Origin of the sequence: Acidovorax soli, from assembly GCF_014207955.1 — a bacterium.
GTDB lineage: Bacteria > Pseudomonadota > Gammaproteobacteria > Burkholderiales > Burkholderiaceae_C > Acidovorax > Acidovorax soli_A.
The window spans coordinates 42,915-63,771 of sequence record NZ_JACHLK010000016.1 but is presented as its reverse complement, the minus strand read 5'-3'; the positions used below and the strand labels follow the sequence as shown (position 1 = coordinate 63,771).

Genomic DNA, 20,857 nt, shown 5'->3' with positions numbered 1-20,857 from the left:
ACACCGAATGGGCCGCCCCGTGCCAACCCCTTCCATTGCGGCCTGGCGTGCGGGTGCGCTGGGGCTGATCGGCCTGCTGGGGTTGGTATTGCCGGCCCGGGCGCAGCTTGCCCTGGAGGCGGTCGAGCGGGTGCAATTTCCGGCGCCCGCCGGTGATTCCGGCGGTACCGTGAGCTTGCAGGCCTGGTGGTACCGCCCGCCGGCGGCGCTGGCCCCGGTGAGCGGTAAGGACGTCCAGAAGCCCCAACCTGCCGTGCTGCTGCTGCATGGCTGCGGCGGCATGCTCAACCGGCGCGGCCAGCCGGCCGAGCGCATGCGCGAATATGCGGCGCTGCTCAACGAGCAGGGCTGGCATGCGCTGGCCGTGGATTCACTGACGCCGCGCGGCGAAAAGGAGCTGTGCACCCAGCGCGTGGGCACGCGCAAGATCAACCAGAACGACCGGCGGCGCGATGCCCTGGCCGCCCTGCAGTGGCTGGCAGCCCAGCCGGGCGTGGACGGCCAGCGCCTGGCGCTGCTGGGCTGGTCGCACGGCGGCAGTGCCGTGCTGGCTGCCAGCAACCTGCGCCATGCCGATGTGGCCGCCACCAAGGTGCTGCCGCGCCTGTCCGTGGCCTTCTACCCGGGCTGCGGCTCCGACCTGCGCGGTGGCTACCGGCCGGCGACCGACACGCTGATGCTGGTGGGCAAGGCGGATGACTGGACCCCCGCCGCCCCTTGCCAGGCCCTGGCCGCACCACGCAGCGATGCCGCGGGCGGCCGCGAGGTGCGGGTCGTGGCTTATGACGGGGCCTATCACGGCTTCGACAGCACCGTGCCCTTGCGCCTGCGCACCGATGTGCCCAATGGGGTGTACCCGGGGCAGGGCGTGCATGTGGGCGGCCACCCGGTAGCGCGTGAGCAGTCGCGCAAGGAGTTGCTGGCGGCGTTGAACAAGGCGTTCGGCCGTTGAAGTAAACATCCCCTGGGTCGCTTCGCGCCTCGGCACCACCGCCAGAGGCGGTGGCTCTTCGGGCACGTCCAAGCCTGCGCAGGCAGGCTTGGAGCCGCGGCCCTCAGCCCCTCTCTCATATTGCTTCGCAATCTGGGAGGGGGACGCCCCCGGTGCGGCGGGGCGGCCCTTGCACGGGGGCACTGGCCTTGGCCGCGCTGGTTTCACGCGTCGAGGTGAAGTCCTCGAGCGGGAGGATCAGAACAATTCGACGTCGTCGTTGGCGACCTTGGTCGCCAGGTGGCCCGCTGCCACCAGGTCCTCGTAGAAGCAGACCTGGTTGCGGCCGTGTTCCTTGGCGTAGTAGAGCGCCTGGTCGGCCTGGCCCAGGATCTCCACCGGCGAGCCGCGCGAGGTGCCCACGAAACCCAGGCTGACCGTCACGCGGCCCACCTGCGGAAAGTCGTACTCCTGCACGGTCTCGCGGAAGCGGTTGAACACCTTGTGTGCGCGTGCCAGCGTGATGTTGCGCAGCAGCACCACGAACTCCTCGCCACCGAAGCGGAAGATGCGGTCGTGCGAGCGGAACGAGCTGCGCAGGATGTTGGCGATCAGGATCAGTACCTCGTCGCCGTAGAGGTGGCCGAAGCGGTCGTTGACCAGCTTGAAATGGTCGATGTCCACCACGGCCAGCCAGTTCTGCGCGGGCTCGCTGTCGGTCGTCACTTCCTCGTTGACCAGCGCTTCGGCGCCCTGCGGGCGGCTGCTGCTCAGGCCGCTGGCGGCATTGCGCGAGAACTGCTCGTCGAAGGTCTTGCGGTTGAACAGGCCCGTGAGCGCGTCGCGCTCGCTGTAGTCCAGCAGGTTCTGGTAGTTCTGGTAGACCAGGAACACGCCCTTGATCACCTCGAGCTTGTGCGCCGAGAAGGGGCGCGACTGGGTGACTTCCAGGCAGGTGCTGACCTTCTCATGCATCCACACCGGCAGCCAGAGCGTGTGGCGCCCGGGGCGGTGCGCCAGCGCGCTGTCGCCCTGGTTCTTCACGCATTCGCACAGCTCGGCGTACTGCTCCAGCAGCTCGCGCCGCGGGTCGGCCGCGGCCTCGGAATCGGTGGAGACCAGTTGCCCCTCTTCGACCCAGGTGCGTGGCCGCACATGGGCCACGCCCTTGTCGGTGAACAGCTCCAGCGCCCGGACCGCCTTGATGCCGCTGAGCTTTTGCAAGGTGGAGAGCACCGACACCTCCAGCCGCAAGTGGTCGCGGTGGCCGGTCATTTCAACCAGGTGTTGCAGAATGGGCTTCATAGGCGGGGTGGTGGCGGTCCGGTAAAGGGGGCGCAGCTAGTTGCGCCGTACGAACACGATGTCCCAGACGCCATGCCCGAGGCGCAGGCCGCGGTTCTCGAACTTGGTCAGCGGGCGGTAGTCGGGCTGCGGTGCAAAGCCGTCGGCGGTATTGGCCAGCAGGGGCTCGGCACCCAGCACCTCCAGCATCTGCTGGGCGTAGGGTTCCCAGTCGGTGGCGCAGTGCAGGTAGCCGCCGGGCTTGAGCCGGGCGGCCAGCTTGGCCACCAGCGGCGGCTGGATCAGCCGGCGCTTGTTGTGCTTGGTCTTGTGCCAGGGGTCGGGAAAGAAGACGTGCACGCCATCCAGGCTGGCCGGTGCCAGCATGTGGTCGATGACTTCCACGGCATCGTGCTGCAGGATGCGGATGTTGGCTATCTCCTGTTCGCCGATGCGCTTGAGCAGGGCCCCCACGCCGGGCTCGTGCACTTCGCAGCACAGGAAATTGTCATCGGGGCGCACGCGCGCGATGTGGGCCGTGGCCTCGCCCATGCCGAAGCCGATCTCCAGGATCAGCGGGGCCGTGCGGCCGAAGGCGGCAGCGGCGTCGAGCGGGGCGGCGGCATAGGGCAGCAGGAAGCGCGGGCCCAGGTCTTCGAAGGCCTTGGCCTGGCCTGTGGTGGTGCGGCCGGCGCGGCGCACGAAGCTCTTGATGGTCTTGGGGTGGGTCACACCGGCGGGCACAGCGCCATCGCCGGGTTGCCGCGGCACCTTGGCCGCGGGGGCCGCCTTGTCAGCGGCGGGAGAAAGGGGTTGCAGTTCGGTCACGATGGGCCATTGTAGTTTCTGGACCACGCTCTGACCCATTGCGCCAGCGCATCGCCGCTGCAAGTGTTGTGCGGATGTGCCAGCGCAGGCAGGCCCAGGGCCCGTGCAGCCTGCTCCAGCGCCCGCACGGGCTGGCCCAGGTCCAGGGCCTGGGCGCCGTTCTGCTTGGACAGCTTTTCGCCATTGTCACCGCAGACCAAAGGGGTATGCAGGTACTGCGGTGTGGCCACGCCGAGCGCACGCTGCAGCAGGATCTGGCGCGGCGTGTTGTCGGCCAGGTCCTCCCCGCGCACGATGTGGGTGATGCCCTGGGCCGCGTCATCGACGACCACGGCCAACTGGTAGGCCCAGAGGCCATCGGCGCGGCGCAGCACGAAGTCGCCGATGTCCGTGGCCACATCCTGCTGCTGGGCCCCCAGGCGCCGGTCGGTCCATTCCGTCGGGGGCAGCCCCGCCGGGACGCGAAAGCGCCAGGAGCGGCCTGCCCGCCCGTTCAGGCCATGGCGGCAGGTGCCGGGATAGGGCAGGGCCGCATGGCGTTCGCGCGCATGGCCGAGCGCGAGCTGGGCCTTCTCGATGTCCTTGCGCGAACAGGCGCAGGGGTAGGCCGCGCCTTCGGCCACCAGGTGGTCCAGGGCCTGCTGGTAGGTGGGGCCCCGCGCAGACTGCCACAGCGGCTGCGCGTCGGGTACCAGGCCGCAGGCGGCCAGTTGCTGCAGGATGAACTCGCCCGCGCCCGGGATGCAGCGCGGCGTGTCCACGTCCTCGATGCGCACCAGCCAGCGGCCCCCCGCAGCACGGGCGTCAAGCCAGCTGGCCAGGGCGGCCACCAGCGAGCCCGCATGCAGCGGGCCTGTCGGCGAGGGGGCGAAACGACCGATATAGGCCCCCGCCGGGGCACCACCTCCCGTCATGCCACGGCCAGGGCCAGCTCCAGTCCGGACACGAAGGCATCTTCGAGGCGGTGGCCAAGGCACCAGTCGCCGCAGGCGCCCAGTCCGGCCTGGGCATCCCACAGGTGGCTGCGCCCCAGGGGGTGCGTGGTCTGGGCATAACGCCAGCGCTGGGTCTGGGCGTGCGCGGGCTGGGCGCGGATGCCGGTCACCTCGGCAAAGGCCTTGATCAGCTTGGCCTGCACGCGCTCGGCATCGTCTTCGAGGTGTTCGGCCGACCAGGCGGGGCTGGCCTGCACGGTCCAGCGCTCCACGCTGGGGCGGCCGGGCTTGGAGGATTCGCGCGCCAGCCAGGCAATGCGGTGGTGCGTGCTGCGCGCGGCATTCCACTGCGGTCCCAGCGTGGTCAGGCCGGGGCGCACGGCCTGCGGGTAGGCCAGCATCAGCGTCCAGCAGGGGGCGATGGCCACGCTGGAGAGGGCCGGCGACAGGCTGCTGTCGATCCCCGAGGTGGACAGCAGGGCTTGCGCGGGCGTGGCGGGCTGGGCCAGCAGCACGGCGTCGAAGCCGGCGTACACATGCTGGCCGCCATCGGCGTCTTCGGTGCGCAGCTGCCAGCCGGTGGCATTCAGGGCGTCGTGCTCGATGCGCGTGACGCGGGTGTGGGTGAGCAGCCGGCCGGCCTGGGCCAGCGGCTCGGCCCAGGCGGCGACCAGCGATTGCATGCCGGGGCTGGCGACCCAGTGCGCTTCGCGCGTGGGCAGGCCGGCGGCGGTCACGCGGCCCGCCGCGTCGAGCACGCGCACGGAATTGGCGCTCCAGCGCTTGCACAGGCCGGGCACGGTGTCGATGGCGCGCGCAAAGCGGGCGTCGCGCACGGTGAAGTACTGCACGCCGGCATCGAAGCCGCCGAAGGGGGAATCGATGGTGGTCGTGCGCCCGCCGGCGGCGGCGGATTTTTCGAAGACGGTGACCTGGTGCCCTGCCTGCACCAGGGTGCGGGCACAGGCGATGCCGGCCATGCCGGCGCCGATGATGGCGAAATGCCGGGGAGATGGGGTGCCGGCAGCGGGCGAGGAGGATGGGGTGGCTGCCTTGGCCGGGGCGGCTGCAGGGCGTCGGGGCCGTTTGGCGGGGCGGGAGATGGGTTTGCTCATGGGAGGCCTTTCGGGAACGGTTGGCTGAAAAACTCCGGCATGGACCACTCTACACGCCCGGCACAGGGCTGCGCATCAGAAATGATGGTGGTTTTCCAGCAGTGCGCGCCGCGTGGCAGGGCTTTGCAGCTGGTTGAGCCACCACTGCAGCGCGCGGCCGGGCGCGGTGAAGCCGGGGCCGCCCCAGGCATAGTTCACGCGCACCAGGCGCTCGGGTCGGGCCACCTTGCGCGCCACCAGGCGCCCGGCCTCCAGGTAGGGCCGGACCATGGGCTCGGGCAGGAAGCCGCCGCCCAGGCCGCGCAGTTGGGCGCGCACCTTGGCCTGCATGGTGTCCACGGTGAGCACGTCCTGCCCACCCAGCAGGCCCATGGTGGCGCCTCCGCGCAGGGCCGAGTCGGCCACGGCCACGGCGCGGTGCTGCAGCAAGGTCGCGTCGGTGATCGGTTCGGGTTCGTTGGCCAGGGGGTGGTGGGGCGCCACCACGTAGATGAACAGCACGTCGCCCAGCGGCGCCTGCTGCAGGCCCGCCACGCTGGAGCCGGCAATGGTCACGCCGATGGCCAGGTCCGCCCGGCCCGAGGTCAGTGCCTCCAGCGTGCCGGTCATGATGCCGTCGCGCAGCTTCAGGCGCGTGGGCGGGGCCATGGCGTAGAAGGCGTCCACCAGCTCCATCATGGTGTGCGGCGAGATCGCGCCATCGACCGACAGCGTGAGCTGCGGCTCCCAGCCCGTGGCCACGCGGCGCACGCGGTGGGCCACGGCATCGATCTCCTGCAGCACGCGGGTGCCCTCGCGCAGCAGTTCCGCGCCCGCTTCGGTGGGGCGGGCCTGGCGCGCGCTGCGGTCAAAGAGCAGCACATCGAGCGCGTCCTCGATCTGGCGCACCCGGTAGGTCAGGGCGCTCGGTACCAGGCCGAGCTGCCGCGCCGCTGCGGCAAAGCTGCCGGCCTCGGCGATCACCTGCAGCATGGTCAGGCTGTCCGGGGTCAGCACATCGCGTGGGTTTTGCATGGTGTTGCCATGTTAATTCAATTTTTTTGAATCATGCCATCAATACGCCAGCCCCCGGTGCCAGGGGCAGAGGCCTACAGTCGAGTCTTGAAAGGGGCACACACCATGCTGACTGTTCGCAAATCCCAAGACCGCGGCTATGCCGACCATGGCTGGCTGCATTCGTACCACAGCTTCTCGTTCGCGGGCTACTACGACCCCGAGCACATGGGCTTTGGCAACCTGCGCGTGATCAACGAAGACCGCATCGCTCCGGGCATGGGCTTCGGCACGCATGGCCACCGCGATATGGAAATCATCAGCTACGTGCTGTCGGGCGAGCTGGCCCACAAGGACAGCATGGGCAACGTCAAGGGCATTCCGCCCGGCGACGTGCAGCGCATGAGCGCAGGCACGGGCGTGCAGCACAGCGAATTCAACCACGCCGAGGGCCAGACCACGCATTTCCTGCAGATCTGGCTCCTGCCCGACGTGCAGGGCGTGGCGCCCGGCTATGAGCAAAAGACCTTTGCCGATGCCGAAAAGCGCGGCCGCTTGCGGCGCGTGGCATCGCCCGATGGCGCCGAGGGCTCCGTCCGGGTGAATGCCGACGCCACGCTCTATGCCGGCCTGCTTGACGGCAGCGAGTCGGCGAGCCTGGTGCTCGACCCCGCGCGCAAGGCCTATGTGCACCTGGTGCGCGGCAGCCTCAAGGCCAATGGCCAAGCCCTCTCGGCAGGCGACGCTGCGCTGATCGAGCAGGAAACAGCCCTGGCGCTGACCGAGGGCCACGGTGCCGAAGTGCTGGTATTCGATCTCGCACCCTGACCCGCTTTTTCCCATCCATCCACCGCTTTTTACCTGTCACCTGAAGGAGTCCACCATGTTCAATTCCCTGCAAAACCCCCTGGCCCTGGCTTCGCGCCTGCTGCTGGCCGCTCTGTTCCTGCCCGCCGGTATCGGCAAGCTCACCGGCTTTGCCGGCACCGTGGGCTACATCAGCTCGGTCGGCCTGCCCATGCCCACCGTGGCCGCTGCGATTGCCGCTGCCGTGGAAGTGCTGGGCAGCCTGGCCCTGATCTTCGGCGTCGGCACGCGCTTCGCGGCCCTGGCCCTGGCGTTCTTCACGCTGGTGGCGAGCTTCTTCTTCCATGCCTACTGGGCCCTGCCGGCCGACAAGCAGATGATGCAGCAGCTGATGTTCTTCAAGAATGTGGGCGTCGTCGGCGGCCTGCTGGCCCTGGCGGCCTTTGGTGCGGGCGGCTGGAGCGTGGACGCGCGCCGTTCCGCAAACTGAGCCCGATCCTGCGGCATGATCGGCGTATTGTTTGCACCCATCCCACCGCAAGGAAACGCCGCATGCCGCAGATCGCTGTCGTCTACCACTCGGGCTATGGCCACACCCAGCGCATGGCCCAGGCCGTGGCCGACGGGGCGGGTGCCGAACTGATCGCCATCGATGCGGACGGCAATCTGCCCGAAGGCGGCTGGGAGAGCCTGGCCGCCGCCAGTGCCATCATCTTCGGCTCGCCGACCTACATGGCCGGGCCGAGCTGGCAGTTCAAGCGCTTCGCCGACGCCTCGTCCAAGCCCTGGTTCAGCCAGGCCTGGAAGGACAAGCTGTTCGCCGGCTTCACCAACAGCGCCGCCACCAATGGCGACAAGCAGATCACGCTCGACTACCTGTTCCACCTGGCCATGCAGCATGGCGGCCTGTGGGTGGGTGCGGGCGTGCTGCCATCGAACTCCAAGACCGCCACGCGCAACGACGTGAACTGGCTCGGTGCCTACAGCGGCGCCATGGCGCAGTCGCCGTCGGACGCTTCCGCGGGCGAGATGGCACGGGGCGACCTGGACACGGCCCGCGTGCTGGGCCAGCGCGTGGCCGAACTGGCGGCCCGGTTCCACAAAGACTGACACGACCCACCACGATCACAGGAGCATCCCATGACCCCATGCCACAGTCCTTCTTTTGCGCACCAGGGAGCACGCCCATGAGCGCCGTTCTGCGCCTGTCTGGCCATGCCAAGGACCTCGGTGGCGGCTTCACCGTGCGGCGCCTGCTGCCGGCCGCGCAGTGCCGCTCGGTCGGGCCTTTCATCTTCTTCGACCATTTCGGTCCGGTGACGGTGGAGCCTGGTGCCGCGCACGATGTGCGGCCCCATCCGCACATCGGCCTGGCCACGGTGACCTACCTGTTCTCGGGCGCCATCATGCACCGCGACAGCCTGGGCTATGTGCAGCAGATCGAGCCCGGCGCCATCAACTGGATGACGGCCGGCAATGGCATCGTGCACTCCGAGCGCCGCCCCGAGTCGCTGGCGGACCAGCCCTATGTGAACCATGGCATCCAGCTGTGGGCGGCCCTGCCGGTGGCGGCCGAGGAGGTCGACGCCTCCTTCGTGCACACGCCGGCCGCGGCGATTCCCGAAGTGCGGGTGGGCGATGCCGTGGTGCGCGTGCTGATCGGCACGGCCTTTGGCCAGACCTCGCCCGTGGCCACCTATGCGCCCACGCTCTACCTGGATGTGCAACTGCCTGCGGGCGGTGTGCTGGAGCTGCCGCCGGCCCTGGCGCAGGAGATGGCGCTCTACCCGGTGGATGCTGCGCTGCTGCTCGATGGCGAGCCGCTGCCCGACCACACCCTGGCGGTGCTGCCCGCCGGCGGCACGGCACCTGTGCGGCTCCAGGCGGGCGACCAGGCCGTGCGCCTGATGCTCATTGGCGGCGATGCACTCGATGGCCCGCGCCACATGTGGTGGAACTTCGTCTCCAGCCGCAAGGAGCGCATCGTGCAGGCCGCTGCGGATTGGGAGGCCGGCCGCATGACGTCTGTGCCCGGCGAGACCGAATTCATCCCGCTGCCGGAGCACCGCTTCCGCGCGGATTGAGTCAGGCCTTGGGTGGCGTATCGGTCGACAGGTCGGACGCCAACACCCGGCGCTCGTCGAAGACGAAGCAGCCGCCGTGGTAATGCGCGCCATCGGTCTCCTCGAAATACTTGAGGATGCCGCCTTCGAGCTGGTAGACATGGGGCAGGCCTTCCTCGCGCATGAGGATGGCCGCCTTCTCGCAGCGGATGCCGCCGGTGCAGAAGCTCACCACGGTCTTGTCCGCCAGCTCGGCCTTGTGGGCGCGCAGGGCGGGCGGGAACTCGGTGAACTTGTCGATGCGCCAGTCGATGGCGTTGTCGAAGGTGCCCTCGTCCACCTCGAAGGCGTTGCGGGTGTCGAGGGTCACCACCTCGCGGCCTTCGTCGTCATGGCCCTGGGCCAGCCAGCGGTGCAGCGTGGCCGGCGTCACGGCCGGGGCGCGGCCGGTGGAGGGCTGGATGGTGGGGTGGTCCATGCGGATGATCTCGCGCTTGACCTTGACCAGCATCTTGCGAAACGGCACCGTGTCCGACCAGCTCTCCTTGGGCGCGAGGTCGGCAAAGCGCGCATCGCTGCGCATCGCATCGACGAAGCCGCACACCGCATCGGCCGGGCCCGCCAGGAAGAAGTTGATGCCTTCCTCGGCCAGCAGGATGGTGCCCTTGAGCTGCGCGGCCACGGCGCGTTCGTGCAGCAGCTCGCGCAGCGCCTGGGCATCGGGCAGCGGCACGAACTTGTAGCAGGAGATATTGAGGACGTCGTTCACGGGAATAGGCGCTGGTGCGCTCGCAAGGGCAGAGCAGAAAAGAAATGGCCCGCCTGGAGGCAGGCTCCGGGCGGGCATGATTGTCGCGCAAACCTGGCCGGTGGGCCGGCGCAGGTCAGGCCGCAGGGGCGAGCAGCGTGGTCTCGATCTTGTTGGCCAGCTGGGCGATGGCCAGCGCCGCCGGGCAGCCCGGTGTCTGCAGCAGCAGCAGCTGGCGGCGCATCACCGCGTCGCGCACCGAGGGGTCGGCCGGAATGTCGCCCATGTGGATCAGACGCACGCCTCGGCCGGTCTCGGTGCTCACGAAGCGGTCCAGCACCTGCTGCAGCTGCCCGGTGATGGCGCGGCCGTCGCCTGGGCGGGCGGCCTGGTTGATCACCATGCGCACATGCTGGCGCTTTTGCTGCATGGCCAGCACCTTGATGGCGGCATAGGCATCGGTCAGAGAGGTCGGCTCGGGCGTGGCCACAATCAGCACCTCGGAGGCCAGCGAAATCGAGAACAGCACCACGTCGGAGATGCCGGCGCCCGTGTCCAGCAGGATCACGTCGTAGTTGGGCGCGATCGCCTGGATCACGTTGAGGAACTGGTTGCGCACCTCGGGCGTGAGGCGCGAGTATTCCACCATGCCCGAACCGGCCAGCAGCACGGAGAAGCCGCCGGGCGCCTGGATGACGGCGTCCTCCAGCAGGGCCTTGCCGGTGAACACGTCGTGCAGCGTGATCTTGGGGTGCAGGTTGAGCACCACGTCCAGGTTGGCCAGGCCCAGGTCGGCATCGAGCACCAGCACGCGCTGGCCGCGGCGGGTCAGGGCTGCCGCGAGGTTGGCTGACACAAAGGTCTTGCCCACGCCGCCCTTGCCGCTGGTGATGGCAATGATGCGCGCACCGGTGGCCGCCGCGCCGGATGGCAGCGCGGGCGAGGGTGGGGCGTCGGAGGATGTGGGTGGGGGGGACAGCGCGTCGCTCATCTTCTAACTTTCAGTTGGCGCTGCCTGTTGTGTCCAGCGGGGGCAGGTCACCCCAGCCCGAGGGGGTGTACAAGGGGCCGAACAACAGGCTCTTTTCTTCGGCACTGACGGTGCTGTCGGGCTGCTCTTCGATGCTCACCCGGTTGCGGCCCGACGATTTGGCCTGGTAGAGCTGGTGGTCGGCGCGGTCGGTCCACAGGAGCGTGGTCGAGCGGATCCACTGCAGGGCGAAGGCCCCGCCGATGCTCACCGTGACGTTCAGCTCCACGGAGGGCGAGATCCTGACGGGGGTGTTGGCCACGGCGCGACGGATGCGCTCGGCCACCACCTTGCCAAAGGCGGCCTGGCAGGCGGGCAGCACCACGGCGAACTCTTCGCCGCCATAGCGCGCCAGGGTGTCCATGGGGCGCACGCAGGCGCTCAGCGTGCGTGCCACCGACTGCAGCACCACGTCACCGGCCAGGTGGCCATGGGTGTCGTTGACGGCCTTGAAATGGTCGATGTCCAGCATCAGCAGCAAGGCGGCCTCGCCAGACCGGGTCACGCGGTCGATCTCGCGCTCGAGCACGGCGCGGAAATGCCGACGGTTGGCCAGCCCGGTCAGGGGGTCCTTGAGGGAAAGCTCGCACAGACCGTCGATCAGGCCTTGGAGGTAGCGGGACGGCGCTTCGCGTTGCAGGGACGCTTCGCTGCCGATTGCCTGCGCCACGAGCGCGTGTGCAATGTCCAGGCGCAGATCGCGCAGGTCTACGAGATGGGAGGCCGCAGAGTCAGACACAAATGGATTAGGCAGAGTTCATTGAGTGTAGCAGCGGATAGGGATTGCAGATGGTTATGGATAGTGCGTAAGGGTTTCAGGCCGGTTGGCTGGAGCGTGCCCCGGCCGCTGCGGTGCCGGGCGCTTTTTCTGGGAGCTGCTGCAGGGCCAGCAGGGCCTCCGCATCGGTACGGTACATGCGCAGGCCGGGCCCATCCTCCAGCAGGCCGGCGCGGCGCAGCACCTGCTCCACGGGCAGTTTCATGCCGCTCACATGCAGCGTGCCGCCGCGGGCCTGCATGGCGGCGCGCAGGGCGGCGAAGGTTTCCACGCCCGTGATGTCGATGCGGTTGATGGGCAGGGCCATGAGGCACAGCTCCGTGATCTCCGGGTGGGAGACCAGGTGGTCGGTCACGTACCGGTCCAGGGCGCTGGCCGAGCCGAAATCGAGTTCCGCGTCCATGCGCAGCGCCAGCAGCCGGGGCGCCAGCGGGGGCAGGTGCCACAGATGGCGGTCGCGCAGGCTGCCGTCGGGGTGCAGGCCCACCTCGATGATGCGCGGGTGCAGGCGCTGGTACAGGAAGTGGCTCAGGTTCATGAGCAGCCCGACGAGCACGCCCCAGTACATGCGCGGCGCGGTGGCCAGGGTCAGTGCAAAGGTCACGCCGGCCATCATGGCCTCGACGCGCGAGATGCGCCACAGGCGCAGCAAGGTGGCGGGCTTGATGAGGCTGGTGACTGCGGTGATCACCACGGCCGCCAGCACCGACTGGGGCACATGGTAGAGCGCCGGCGTGAGCCACAGCAGCACCACCAGCACCAGGGCGATGGCGAAGACCGTCGCCCAGCCGGTGCGTGCGCCCGCATACAGGTTGATGGCCGAGCGCGAGAACGAGGCGCTGGTGGCAAAGCTGCCGCACAGCCCGCTGCTGATCTTGGCCAGGCCCTGGCCGATCAGGTCCTGGTTCTCGTTCCAGCGCTCGCCCGAGCGCTGGCTCTCCACCTTGGCGCTGGAGGCCGTTTCGAGAAAGCTCACCAGCGTGACCACCAGCACCGGCATCACCAGGGCGGAAAACTGTGTCCAGGACAGCAGACCCGGCCAGTACAGGGAGGGCAGGCCCTCGGGCAGGGTGCCCACCACGTTGCCGCCCCCGTCTGCGTAGCCGAGCGCCCAGCTCAGGGCACCGGCCGCGCCCACGACCACGATGGCGGCCGGAAAGTTCGGGCGCCAGCGCCGGGCCAGCACCAGCAAGGCCAGGCTGCCCAGGCCGAAGGCGGCGGCCACCAGGTCGAAATGGCCCAGCGAGGGGGTGGACCACAGGGCGCCGAGGTCCGAGCGCAGGCCGGTGAAAGCGCACAGCTGCGAGGCCAGGATCAGCAGGGCGGCGGCCTGGGTGAAGCCGCTGAGCACCGGCGACGTCACCAGGTTGAGCAGCCAGCCGAAGCGGGCCACGCCCATCACCAACTGCAGCAGGCCTGAGAGCAGGGCCATCCAGGCGGCCAGGGCCACCCATTGCGCGCTGCCCGGCTCGGCCAGCCCGGTCAGGGAGGCGCCGATCAGCAGGCTCGTCAGGGCCGTGGGCCCCACGCCCAGCCGGGTGGAGGAACTGAACAGCACGGCCACCAGGGCCGGGATCAGCGAGGCATAGATGCCGGTGATCAGGGGCATGCCCGCGAGGGCTGCATAGGCCACGCCTTGCGGCACCAGCATCAGCCCCACGGTCATGCCGGCGGAAAACTCGCCCTTGAGGAGGTGGCGGTCGGGGCGGGGCCAGGCGAGAAAAGGGAACCAACGGGACAGGGCGAGCAGGGAAGGCATGGGGTGATTGTCGCGCGCCTTGGCGTGCTGCCTTGCGTCCTACAGCCACTTCGGAGCTCTCCGACCTGGTGCACGGGCCTGCTTGCCTAAAGTACCAGGCATGTTCCAACCGCAAGGAGTGATTCCATGAACACCGCACAGCGTTCCACCCACCGCATCGCCAGCGTGCTGGCCGTCAGCGCCCTGGCGCTGGGCCTGGCTGCTTGCAGCAAGACCGAAGACGCCACCGTGGGCCAGCGCCTGGATTCGGCCGTTGACCGCACCGAGCAGGCCGCCACCGACGCCCGCATCAAGGCCGAGGCCGCCATGCAAAGCGCCGGCAACAAGATGGAGCAAGGTTCGCAGGCCGCGAAGGAAAAGATCGACGACGCCACCATCACGGCCCAGGTGTCCGCCGGCCTGGCCAAGGACCCCGACCTGAGCGCCATCAAAATCGATGTGGACACCGTCAACGGTTCCGTGACGCTCAACGGCCCGGCCACCACGCCTGCCGCCAAGCAGCGTGCAGAGACCATTGCCAGCGCCGTCAAGGGCGTGACCTCGGTCAACAACCAGCTGACCGTGACACCGAGCTAAGGCCGGGCCTGTACGGAGCTGTGTCCGCCTGCGGACCCTGGGGTCCACAGGCTGCACGCGCACCGCACCGGGATGGCCTGCGACCGCCGGTTGGCAGCAAAGCAGTGCTGCCGCACCATTGCGAGGACCGGCATTCGCAGGCTGCCCAGCCAGGTGATGCGTGGGACGCAGCCGCCGTGGCCCCGCCCTGGGCCTTTGCCTGCCCCGGTGACCGGGGCCATTGCAAAGGTGCTGCGCCGCACCAGGGTTCGCCCTGGTGCGGCGCGCTACCATTGGCTGCATGCACGATCCTGCTTCCGATATCGCCTCCCGCCTGGTCCACCACGATTACATTCCGCCCGCGGGCTTCCAGGCCCCGCAGACGCCGGTCTACAAGGCCTCCACCGTGATCTTTCCGAATGTGGCCGCCATGCGCAGCCGCGAGTGGAAGGACAAGAGCGGCTACACCTACGGCCTGCATGGCACCCCCACCACCTTCATTCTCGAAGAGCGCCTGTGCGCTTTGGAGGGGGGGCTGCAGTGCCTGTTGGTGCCAAGCGGCCTGGCCGCCATCGCCAATGTGGCGCTGGCCCTGCTCAAGCCCGGCGATGAACTGCTGATCCCCGACAACGTCTACGGCCCGAGCAAGGACCTGATCCACGGTGAGCTGCGCCGCTTCGGCATCGGCCATGCGGTCTACGACCCGCTGGACCCGGCCGACCTGGCCGCGCGCATCACGCCGGCCACGCGCCTGGTGTGGCTGGAGGCGGCGGGCTCCGTCACCATGGAGTTCCCCGACCTGTGCGAGCAGGTGCGCATTTGCCGCGCGCGTGGCGTGACCACGGCGCTGGACAACACCTGGGGCGCCGGCCTGGCCTTCGCACCCTTCGACCTGCTGGGGGATGGCAGCCTGGGCGTGGACATTTGCGCCCATGCCCTCACCAAGTACCCCAGCGGCGGCGGCGATGTGCTCATGGGCAGCATCGTCACGCGCGACGAGGCCCTGCACATGAAGCTCAAGCTCACCCACATGCGCCTGGGCCTGGGTGTCGGCGCCAACGACGCCGAGGCGGTGCTGCGCTCGCTGCCCAGCATCGCCCTGCGCTACCGCGCGCACGACGAGGCGGCGCGCCGCCTCGCGCTGTGGCTGCAGCAGCAGCCGGCGATCGCCCAGGTGCTGCACCCGGCACTGCCCGAATCGCCAGGCCATGGGCACTGGAAGGCGCTGTGCGGCGCGGCCTATGGCGGCGCGGGTGGCGCAGCGGGCCTGTTCAGTGTGCTGGTCGATGCACGCTACAGCCAGGCGCAGGTCGATGCCTTCTGCGATGGCCTGCGCCTGTTCAAGCTGGGCTACAGCTGGGGCGGGCCCATGAGCCTGGTCGTGCCCTACGACCTGGCGCGCATGCGCGGCCGGCCCACGGCGCACCTCCAGCCCGGTACGCTGGTGCGTTTTTCCATCGGCCTGGAGGCCGTGGACGATCTGCAGCGGGATCTGCAGCAGGCCATGGAGCGCGCCTTCACCGCGTGAGCGCGCTTGCCGCGCCTTGACCTGCGTCAAGGCCGGGTTGGTGCTTTCCGCACTGGCGGGCCTGGCCTGCCGGGCATAGCGTGGAGCCCATGACCACCACGCCCACCCCGCCTGCGCCGCAGCCTGCGGCGGCCCCACCCCCAGAGGCGCTGGATGCGCCGGATGCGCAAGCAGCCCAGGCGGTGCAGTTGCAGCGCCTGGGCCTTGCGGACCCGTTTCGCTGGCTGGCGTTGGGCCTGCGCGATGTGCGGGCAGCCCCGGGCATCGCCGTGTTCTACGGCCTGCTGTTCTGGGGCATGGCGGTGGTGCTGGGCTGGGTGTTCCGCACTCGGCCGGAGTACAGCATGTCCCTGGCCTGCGGCTGCCTGCTGCTGGGGCCGTTCCTGGCCATGGGGCTGTACGACACCAGCCGGCGGCGGCAAGCCGGCCTTGCGCCGCAACTGAGCGAGTCGCTCACCTGCTGGGACCGCCATCTGGGCAGCATGGCCATGCTGGTCCTCGTGCTGGTGGTGCTCGAGCTGCTCTGGGGCCGGGCCTCGCTCGTGGTCTTCGCCGTGTTCTTCCATACCGGCATGCCCTCGACCACGGGCGTGCTGCAGGCCACCTTCAACCCGCAGAACGGGGCCTTCGTGGCGGTGTATGTGGCGGTGGGCGGGGTGTTTGCCGCGCTGGTGTTTTCCACCACCGTCGTGTCCATCCCCATGATCCTGGACCGCGACACCGATGCGCTGACGGCCGGCATCACCAGCCTGCGCGTGGTGGCGGGCAATACCGGGGTGATGCTGCTCTGGGGCGCGCTCATTGCCGCCCTGGTGGCCGTTTCCCTCTGGTTCGGGGGTGCGCCCCTGCTTCTGGCCGGACCCTTGCTGGGCCATGCCAGCTGGCACGCCTACCGTGCCTCAGTAACCCCACTGCCGCCCGCTGCGGAGTGAACTTTTCGGGGGCGGTGCTGTTACAGTGGGTCTCCACTTCAGGAAGCAAACACCTTGGCAACACCCAACTACGGATACGAAAAGCGCCAGCGCGAGCTCGCCAAAAAGCAGAAGAAGGAAGACAAGCTGCGTGCCAAGTCCCAGCGCAAGGCGGATGGTTCGCACGACGACCAGCCCGATGCCGGCGACGAGGACGCACAGCCCACCAGCCAGCCCCCGGGCTCGAACGGCGGCTGAGCGGGCAGGCGCTCAGCGCAGCAGCTTCTTCAGCTCTGGCCAGACATTGGCCAGCATCTGCGGGTGCGCCTCTGCGCGCGGATGGATGCGATCGGCCTGGAACAGGCGCGTGGGGTCCGGGCCATCGGCCACGCCCTTGAGGAAGAACGGCACCACGGCCGCCTTTTTTGCCTGGGCCACGGTGGTGAACAGGCCGGCAAAGCGGTTCGCGTAGTCGGTGCCGTAGTTCGGGGGCACCTGCATGCCCACCAGCAGGACCTTGGCCCCAGCCTTCTGCGCCGCATCGGTCATGGCCGTGAGGTTCTCTTCGGTATTTTTCAGCGGCAGGCCGCGCAGCGCATCGTTGCCGCCGAGCTCGATCACCACCACGGCCGGTTTGTGCTGGGTCAGCAGGGCAGCCAGGCGCGAGCGCCCGCCCGAGGTGGTTTCCCCGCTCACGCTGGCGTTGACCACGCGGCGTTCGATCTTTTCCTCCTGCAGGCGCTTTTCCAGCAGGGCCACCCAGCCCGAGCCGCGCGCCAGGCCGTATTCGGCGCTCAGCGAGTCGCCCAGCACCAGGATGGCCGGCGCGGAGGGCGCGGGTGCCTGGGCCCAGGCGGCGGGGGCGCAAATCCCTGCCAAACCCAGGATGCCCGCCGAGAAGATAAAGTGGCGCCGATACTGCAGATCTCGAATCAAAGCGAAGAACCTTTCATGTCCGAAACTTCCCCATCGCCCGTGACCCCCATTATTGCCGTCGAGCATGTCTTCAAGTCGGTCACGGATTCGACCGGTACGCTGGACATTCTGCGGGATATCGATTTCCGCCTGGCGCCAAGGGAAACCGCGGCCATCGTGGGGGCCTCGGGTTCGGGCAAGAGCACGCTGCTGTCCATCATCGCCGGCCTGGATACACCCACGCGCGGCACGGTGCGCCTGGACGGCCATGACCTCTTCGCCATCGACGAGGACGAGCGCGCCGCGCTGCGTGCCCAAAAGGTCGGCTTCGTGTTCCAGAGCTTCCAGCTCATGGGCAACCTCACGGCGCTGGAGAACGTGATGCTGCCACTGGAGCTGGCCAACCGGCGCGACGCGCGCAAGGCCGCCGCCGACATGCTGGCGCGCGTGGGCCTGGGCCAGCGCCTCGGGCATTACCCCAAGGTGCTTTCGGGCGGTGAGCAGCAGCGCGTGGCCCTGGCACGCGCCTTCGTCGTGCACCCGGCCGTGCTGCTGGCCGACGAGCCCACGGGCAGCCTGGACTTTGCCACCGGCGAGACCATCATGCAGCTGATGTTCGAGCTCAACCGCGAGCAGGGCACCACGCTGGTGCTCGTCACGCACGACCGCAGCATCGCGGCGCGCTGCGAGCGGCGCATCACCATCGATGCGGGCCAGGTAAAAGAAGATTAACCCCCTGAGTCGCTTCGCGCCTTCCCCCTGAAAGGGGGACGCCCCCAGCGCGGCGGGGCGGCCCTTGCGCGGGGGCACTGGTTTTGGGGCGTGCCAGTTTCCGTGGTTCGCCGGACTGTCGATAGCTGGGGGGGGTATGCCCGTCCAGTCGATAATCGGGGCATGTCCTCCCCCAAAGTCCTATTCGGCTTCCATGCCGTGGGCGTGCGCCTGAAGACGGCGCCGCAGTCCATCATCGAGATCTACTACGAAGCCACGCGGCGCGATGCGCGCATGCGCCAGTTCCTGGACCGCGCGCGCGAGGCCGGCGCCCGCCTGATCGAGGCCGACAGCGTGCGCATCGCCAAGCTGGCCGGCAGCCACGGCCACCAGGGCGTGGCGGCGCGGGTGGAGCCCGTGGCCCAGGTCACCTCGCTCGATGAGCTGCTGGAGAACCTGGAGGCTGCCGGCGTCGAGCAGCCCCTGCTGCTGGTGCTCGACGGCGTGACCGACCCGCACAACCTGGGCGCCTGCCTGCGCGTGGCCGATGGTGCGGGTGCGCACGCCGTCATCGCCCCCAAGGACCATGCCGTGGGCATCAACGCCACCGTGGCCAAGGTCGCCAGCGGCGCGGCCGAGACCATGCCCTACTTCATGGTCACCAACCTGGCGCGCACCCTGGGCGAGCTCAAGGAACGCAACATCTGGTGCATAGGCACCAGCGACGATGCGCCCAAGACCATCTACCAGGTAGACCTGAAAGGCCCCGTGGCCCTGGTGCTGGGCGCCGAGGGCGATGGCATGCGCCAGCTCACGCGCAAGACCTGCGATGAGCTGGTCAGCATCCCGATGAAGGGGGCGGTGGAAAGCCTCAACGTCTCGGTGGCCAGCGGCGTCTGCCTCTACGAAGCCCTGCGCCAGAGGACCTGAGCCCTGGCCATGCTGGAAGACCGCTTGGACACCGTGCGCGCCTGGGTGCGCGAGGCGCGCCACATCGCCGTGCTCACCGGCGCGGGCGTCAGCGCCGAATCGGGCGTGCCCACCTTCCGCGATGCGCAGACCGGCTACTGGGCCCAGTTCCGTGCCGAGGACATGGCGACCGAGGCCGGCTTTCGCTCCCATCCCGAGCGCGTGTGGAACTGGTACCAGCACCGGCGCCAGCTGATGGACGGTGTGCAGCCCAATGCCGGGCACCGGGCGTTGGCGCAGTTCCAGGCGGCCCATCCCGGGCGGCTCACGCTCATCACGCAGAACGTGGACGGCCTGCACCAGCGCGTGGGCAGCACCGGTGTGCTGTGCCTGCATGGCGATCTGTTCGCCGACCGCTGGCTCGATGCGCCGCGCGACTGCTGCCAGTTGGGCGAGGCGGTGGCGGGCAGCCCGCCCACCTGCCGCCACTGCGGCAACCAGGTGCGCCCCGGCGTGGTCTGGTTTGGCGAAATGCTGCCCCTGGCCGTGTTCGAGGCCGCGGAGCGGGCGACGCAGGACTGCGAACTGATGCTGGTGGTCGGCACCGCCGGTGCGGTGTACCCCGCTGCGGGCCTGGCCCACCTGGCCCGTTCGGCCGGGGCCCGGGTGGTGGTGCTCAACCCCAACCCGAGTGAACTGGATGGCACTGCCGATGCCGTGCTGCGCGGCACTTCCGCCTCTCTGTTGCCGGGCTTGCTGGCGGGCTGAGATTTAGGGGCGTGCCCCAAAATTGTGCGCTTTGCGCGACAGACTGTCGCAAACCGGACAAGTTGTGGGCCGTGGCGCCGGTAGCCTGCGCCACTTTGCACATTTCCGGGCATTTTTCACACATGAGCCGTCGTCAATTCATCCTGCGCGCCACCCAGATGGCTGCGGCCACCAGCCTGCCCGCCTGGGCGTTCACCGCGAGCGCGGCCGAAGAGGCCCTGTCCGCCAGGCACATCAACCTGGGCTGCTCCATTGCCCTGACCGGCCCCCTGGGCCAGGCCGGCATCGAGCAGGTGGCCGGCATGAAGGCCGCGTTTGCCGAAGTGAACCAGGCCGGCGGCGTGCATGGCCGCGAGATCCGCATGGATGCCAAGGACGACGCCTACGTCGCCAGCCGCACCCTGCAGAACGTGACCCAGATGCTGGAAGCGCAGTCCGTCTTTGCGCTGATCTCGCCCCTGGGTACTGCCAACACGGCCGCCATCCTGCCGCTGATCGAAGGCAAGGGCATCCCCACCGTGGGGCCCATCACCGGCGCGCCTTCGCTGCGCTCGCCCGAGCAGCGCAACGTGTTCTTCGTGCGCCCGAGCTACCGCGAGGAAACCCAGCGCCTGGTCAAGCAGGTGGTGGACATGGGCCTCAAGCGCATCGCCGTGGTCTACCTGGACAACCCCTTCGGCAAGGAAGTGCTCAAGGACATGTCGCGTGCGCTCGACGAGATCAAGGTCGAACGCGCGGGTGAGTTCGCGCTGGCCGTGGACGGCAAGAACGGTGCCGAGCTGGCCGACAAGGTGGCGGCCGAGCGCCCGGGTGCTGTGCTGCTGGCCACCACGGGCACGGCCAATACCGCCTTCGTCATGCCCTTCCGCGCCAAGGCCGCGGGCGTGCCGCTGGCCGGTTTGTCGGTCACGGTGATCTCCTCGGAGCTGCCCAAGCTGGCCGCCGCCACGCGCGGCATGGCCCTGGTGCAGGTGTTCCCCGACGCCAATTCACAGAAGTCGGTGGTGGTGCGCAAGTTCCAGAGCACCATGAAGGCCACGAATGGCAAGCCCGAATTCATGAACAGCGGCAGCGCCCTGGAGGGCTGGGTCAATGCCCAGATCATGATCGAGGGCCTGAAGAACGCCGGCAAGGACCTCACGCGCGAGCGGCTGCGCAACGGCCTGGCGGGCATCCGCTCGCTCTCGTTCGGCGACTTCAATGTAGGCTTTGGCGGCAAGGCCCCGTATGTGGGCTCGGACTCGATCTACCTGGCCATCTACGCCGAGAACGCGCGCCGCTTGAGCTGA

At 69.0% G+C, this 20,857-nt stretch carries 23 protein-coding genes; 13 read left to right on the top strand and 10 right to left on the bottom strand.

Annotation, left to right across the window (positions count from 1 at the left end; all coding sequences use genetic code 11):
• Positions 1-19: 19 nt before the first annotated feature.
• Positions 20-952 carry a dienelactone hydrolase family protein gene (locus HNP48_RS28660; RefSeq protein WP_184863698.1) on the top strand — a complete coding sequence of 311 codons (933 nt, stop codon included), beginning with the start codon at positions 20-22 and terminating at the stop codon, positions 950-952.
• A gap of 237 nt (positions 953-1,189) precedes the next feature.
• Here the strand turns inward: HNP48_RS28660 and HNP48_RS28655 are convergent, their stop codons facing one another.
• The 5 genes from HNP48_RS28655 to HNP48_RS28635 form a co-directional block, all read right to left on the bottom strand.
• Entirely contained in the window at positions 1,190-2,236 is a 1,047-nt protein-coding gene (locus tag HNP48_RS28655; protein WP_184863696.1) for a GGDEF domain-containing protein, read from the bottom strand.
• 36 nt (positions 2,237-2,272) lie between these two features.
• Positions 2,273-3,082, bottom strand: a complete 810-nt coding sequence (gene trmB / locus HNP48_RS28650) for a tRNA (guanosine(46)-N7)-methyltransferase TrmB (protein ID WP_184863694.1) — start codon at positions 3,080-3,082, stop codon at positions 2,273-2,275.
• A complete protein-coding gene (gene gluQRS / locus HNP48_RS28645) occupies positions 3,040-3,957 on the bottom strand; it encodes a tRNA glutamyl-Q(34) synthetase GluQRS (RefSeq protein WP_184863691.1) in 918 nt (305 codons plus the stop codon). The genes trmB and gluQRS overlap by 43 nt, the downstream gene beginning before the upstream one ends.
• A complete protein-coding gene (locus HNP48_RS28640; protein ID WP_409362590.1) occupies positions 3,954-4,958 on the bottom strand; it encodes an NAD(P)/FAD-dependent oxidoreductase in 1,005 nt (334 codons plus the stop codon). The genes gluQRS and HNP48_RS28640 overlap by 4 nt, the downstream gene beginning before the upstream one ends.
• Positions 4,959-5,168: 210 nt before the next feature.
• Positions 5,169-6,107 (bottom strand): LysR family transcriptional regulator, encoded by a 939-nt coding sequence (locus tag HNP48_RS28635; RefSeq protein WP_184863687.1) that lies wholly within the window; start codon positions 6,105-6,107, stop codon positions 5,169-5,171.
• Between the two features lie 105 nt (positions 6,108-6,212).
• On the opposite strand from HNP48_RS28635, the gene HNP48_RS28630 reads away from it, so the two are divergent.
• The 4 genes from HNP48_RS28630 to HNP48_RS28615 all read left to right on the top strand — a co-directional run bounded on the left by HNP48_RS28630 (position 6,213) and on the right by HNP48_RS28615 (position 8,977).
• Positions 6,213-6,914, top strand: a complete 702-nt coding sequence (locus HNP48_RS28630) for a pirin family protein (protein ID WP_184863685.1) — start codon at positions 6,213-6,215, stop codon at positions 6,912-6,914.
• A gap of 55 nt (positions 6,915-6,969) precedes the next feature.
• The gene (locus HNP48_RS28625; RefSeq protein ID WP_184863684.1) at positions 6,970-7,383 is read left to right on the top strand and encodes a DoxX family protein; all 414 of its coding nucleotides are present in this window, start codon (positions 6,970-6,972) and stop codon (positions 7,381-7,383) included.
• Between the two features lie 62 nt (positions 7,384-7,445).
• On the top strand, positions 7,446-8,003 hold the full coding sequence (locus tag HNP48_RS28620; RefSeq protein WP_184863682.1) for a flavodoxin family protein: 558 nt from the start codon (positions 7,446-7,448) through the stop codon (positions 8,001-8,003).
• A gap of 77 nt (positions 8,004-8,080) precedes the next feature.
• On the top strand, positions 8,081-8,977 hold the full coding sequence (locus HNP48_RS28615) for a pirin family protein (RefSeq protein ID WP_184863680.1): 897 nt from the start codon (positions 8,081-8,083) through the stop codon (positions 8,975-8,977).
• Position 8,978: 1 nt separating this feature from the next.
• Here the strand turns inward: HNP48_RS28615 and HNP48_RS28610 are convergent, their stop codons facing one another.
• The 4 genes from HNP48_RS28610 to HNP48_RS28595 form a co-directional block, all read right to left on the bottom strand.
• Complete coding sequence (locus HNP48_RS28610) at positions 8,979-9,725, bottom strand: sulfurtransferase (protein WP_184863678.1); 747 nt, start codon at positions 9,723-9,725, stop codon at positions 8,979-8,981.
• 115 nt (positions 9,726-9,840) lie between these two features.
• On the bottom strand, positions 9,841-10,695 hold the full coding sequence (locus HNP48_RS28605) for a MinD/ParA family protein (protein ID WP_184863676.1): 855 nt from the start codon (positions 10,693-10,695) through the stop codon (positions 9,841-9,843).
• Positions 10,696-10,705: 10 nt separating this feature from the next.
• Entirely contained in the window at positions 10,706-11,473 is a 768-nt protein-coding gene (locus HNP48_RS28600; RefSeq protein WP_184863674.1) for a GGDEF domain-containing protein, read from the bottom strand.
• 76 nt (positions 11,474-11,549) lie between these two features.
• Positions 11,550-13,271: a SulP family inorganic anion transporter gene (locus HNP48_RS28595; RefSeq protein ID WP_184863672.1), complete on the bottom strand. Its 1,722-nt coding sequence runs from the start codon at positions 13,269-13,271 to the stop codon at positions 11,550-11,552.
• Positions 13,272-13,397: 126 nt separating this feature from the next.
• Here HNP48_RS28595 and HNP48_RS28590 point away from each other — a divergent pair, with 126 nt between their 5' ends.
• The 4 genes from HNP48_RS28590 to HNP48_RS28575 all read left to right on the top strand — a co-directional run bounded on the left by HNP48_RS28590 (position 13,398) and on the right by HNP48_RS28575 (position 16,523).
• Positions 13,398-13,847, top strand: coding sequence for a BON domain-containing protein (locus tag HNP48_RS28590; RefSeq protein WP_184863670.1), 450 nt, complete (start codon positions 13,398-13,400; stop codon positions 13,845-13,847).
• Positions 13,848-14,127: 280 nt separating this feature from the next.
• The gene (locus HNP48_RS28585; protein ID WP_184863668.1) at positions 14,128-15,354 is read left to right on the top strand and encodes a PLP-dependent transferase; all 1,227 of its coding nucleotides are present in this window, start codon (positions 14,128-14,130) and stop codon (positions 15,352-15,354) included.
• An 89-nt stretch (positions 15,355-15,443) separates the two neighbouring features.
• A complete protein-coding gene (locus HNP48_RS28580; protein ID WP_184863666.1) occupies positions 15,444-16,286 on the top strand; it encodes a DUF2189 domain-containing protein in 843 nt (280 codons plus the stop codon).
• A 54-nt stretch (positions 16,287-16,340) separates the two neighbouring features.
• Entirely contained in the window at positions 16,341-16,523 is a 183-nt protein-coding gene (locus tag HNP48_RS28575) for a hypothetical protein (RefSeq protein ID WP_184863664.1), read from the top strand.
• Positions 16,524-16,535: 12 nt separating this feature from the next.
• Here HNP48_RS28575 and HNP48_RS28570 read toward each other — a convergent pair whose 3' ends face one another.
• Positions 16,536-17,201 carry an arylesterase gene (locus HNP48_RS28570; RefSeq protein WP_311773869.1) on the bottom strand — a complete coding sequence of 222 codons (666 nt, stop codon included), beginning with the start codon at positions 17,199-17,201 and terminating at the stop codon, positions 16,536-16,538.
• 15 nt (positions 17,202-17,216) lie between these two features.
• On the opposite strand from HNP48_RS28570, the gene HNP48_RS28565 reads away from it, so the two are divergent.
• The 4 genes from HNP48_RS28565 (at position 17,217) to HNP48_RS28550 (ending at position 20,857) form a co-directional block, all read left to right on the top strand.
• Complete coding sequence (locus HNP48_RS28565; protein ID WP_184863662.1) at positions 17,217-17,912, top strand: ABC transporter ATP-binding protein; 696 nt, start codon at positions 17,217-17,219, stop codon at positions 17,910-17,912.
• Between the two features lie 162 nt (positions 17,913-18,074).
• Positions 18,075-18,821, top strand: a complete 747-nt coding sequence (gene rlmB, locus HNP48_RS28560; RefSeq protein ID WP_184863660.1) for a 23S rRNA (guanosine(2251)-2'-O)-methyltransferase RlmB — start codon at positions 18,075-18,077, stop codon at positions 18,819-18,821.
• 9 nt (positions 18,822-18,830) lie between these two features.
• Positions 18,831-19,568 carry an NAD-dependent deacylase gene (locus HNP48_RS28555; RefSeq protein ID WP_184863658.1) on the top strand — a complete coding sequence of 246 codons (738 nt, stop codon included), beginning with the start codon at positions 18,831-18,833 and terminating at the stop codon, positions 19,566-19,568.
• A 122-nt stretch (positions 19,569-19,690) separates the two neighbouring features.
• Positions 19,691-20,857, top strand: coding sequence for an ABC transporter substrate-binding protein (locus HNP48_RS28550; RefSeq protein WP_184863656.1), 1,167 nt, complete (start codon positions 19,691-19,693; stop codon positions 20,855-20,857).

Bases quoted from the DNA above. Each gene is read 5' to 3' on its own strand.
- HNP48_RS28655 (WP_184863696.1), bottom strand. From the start codon at position 2,236: ATGAAGCCCATTCTGCAACACCTGGTTGAAATGACCGGCCACCGCGAC.
- trmB (WP_184863694.1), bottom strand. From the start codon at position 3,082: ATGGGTCAGAGCGTGGTCCAGAAACTACAATGGCCCATCGTGACCGAA.
- gluQRS (WP_184863691.1), bottom strand. From the start codon at position 3,957: ATGACGGGAGGTGGTGCCCCGGCGGGGGCCTATATCGGTCGTTTCGCC.
- HNP48_RS28640 (WP_409362590.1), bottom strand. From the start codon at position 4,958: ATGGCCGGCATCGCCTGTGCCCGCACCCTGGTGCAGGCAGGGCACCAG.
- HNP48_RS28635 (WP_184863687.1), bottom strand. From the start codon at position 6,107: ATGCAAAACCCACGCGATGTGCTGACCCCGGACAGCCTGACCATGCTG.
- HNP48_RS28630 (WP_184863685.1), top strand. From the start codon at position 6,213: ATGCTGACTGTTCGCAAATCCCAAGACCGCGGCTATGCCGACCATGGC.
- HNP48_RS28625 (WP_184863684.1), top strand. From the start codon at position 6,970: ATGTTCAATTCCCTGCAAAACCCCCTGGCCCTGGCTTCGCGCCTGCTG.
- HNP48_RS28620 (WP_184863682.1), top strand. From the start codon at position 7,446: ATGCCGCAGATCGCTGTCGTCTACCACTCGGGCTATGGCCACACCCAG.
- HNP48_RS28615 (WP_184863680.1), top strand. From the start codon at position 8,081: ATGAGCGCCGTTCTGCGCCTGTCTGGCCATGCCAAGGACCTCGGTGGC.
- HNP48_RS28605 (WP_184863676.1), bottom strand. From the start codon at position 10,695: ATGAGCGACGCGCTGTCCCCCCCACCCACATCCTCCGACGCCCCACCC.
- HNP48_RS28595 (WP_184863672.1), bottom strand. From the start codon at position 13,271: ATGCCTTCCCTGCTCGCCCTGTCCCGTTGGTTCCCTTTTCTCGCCTGG.
- HNP48_RS28590 (WP_184863670.1), top strand. From the start codon at position 13,398: ATGAACACCGCACAGCGTTCCACCCACCGCATCGCCAGCGTGCTGGCC.
- HNP48_RS28585 (WP_184863668.1), top strand. From the start codon at position 14,128: ATGCACGATCCTGCTTCCGATATCGCCTCCCGCCTGGTCCACCACGAT.
- HNP48_RS28580 (WP_184863666.1), top strand. From the start codon at position 15,444: ATGACCACCACGCCCACCCCGCCTGCGCCGCAGCCTGCGGCGGCCCCA.
- HNP48_RS28565 (WP_184863662.1), top strand. From the start codon at position 17,217: ATGTCCGAAACTTCCCCATCGCCCGTGACCCCCATTATTGCCGTCGAG.
- rlmB (WP_184863660.1), top strand. From the start codon at position 18,075: ATGTCCTCCCCCAAAGTCCTATTCGGCTTCCATGCCGTGGGCGTGCGC.
- HNP48_RS28555 (WP_184863658.1), top strand. From the start codon at position 18,831: ATGCTGGAAGACCGCTTGGACACCGTGCGCGCCTGGGTGCGCGAGGCG.
- HNP48_RS28550 (WP_184863656.1), top strand. From the start codon at position 19,691: ATGAGCCGTCGTCAATTCATCCTGCGCGCCACCCAGATGGCTGCGGCC.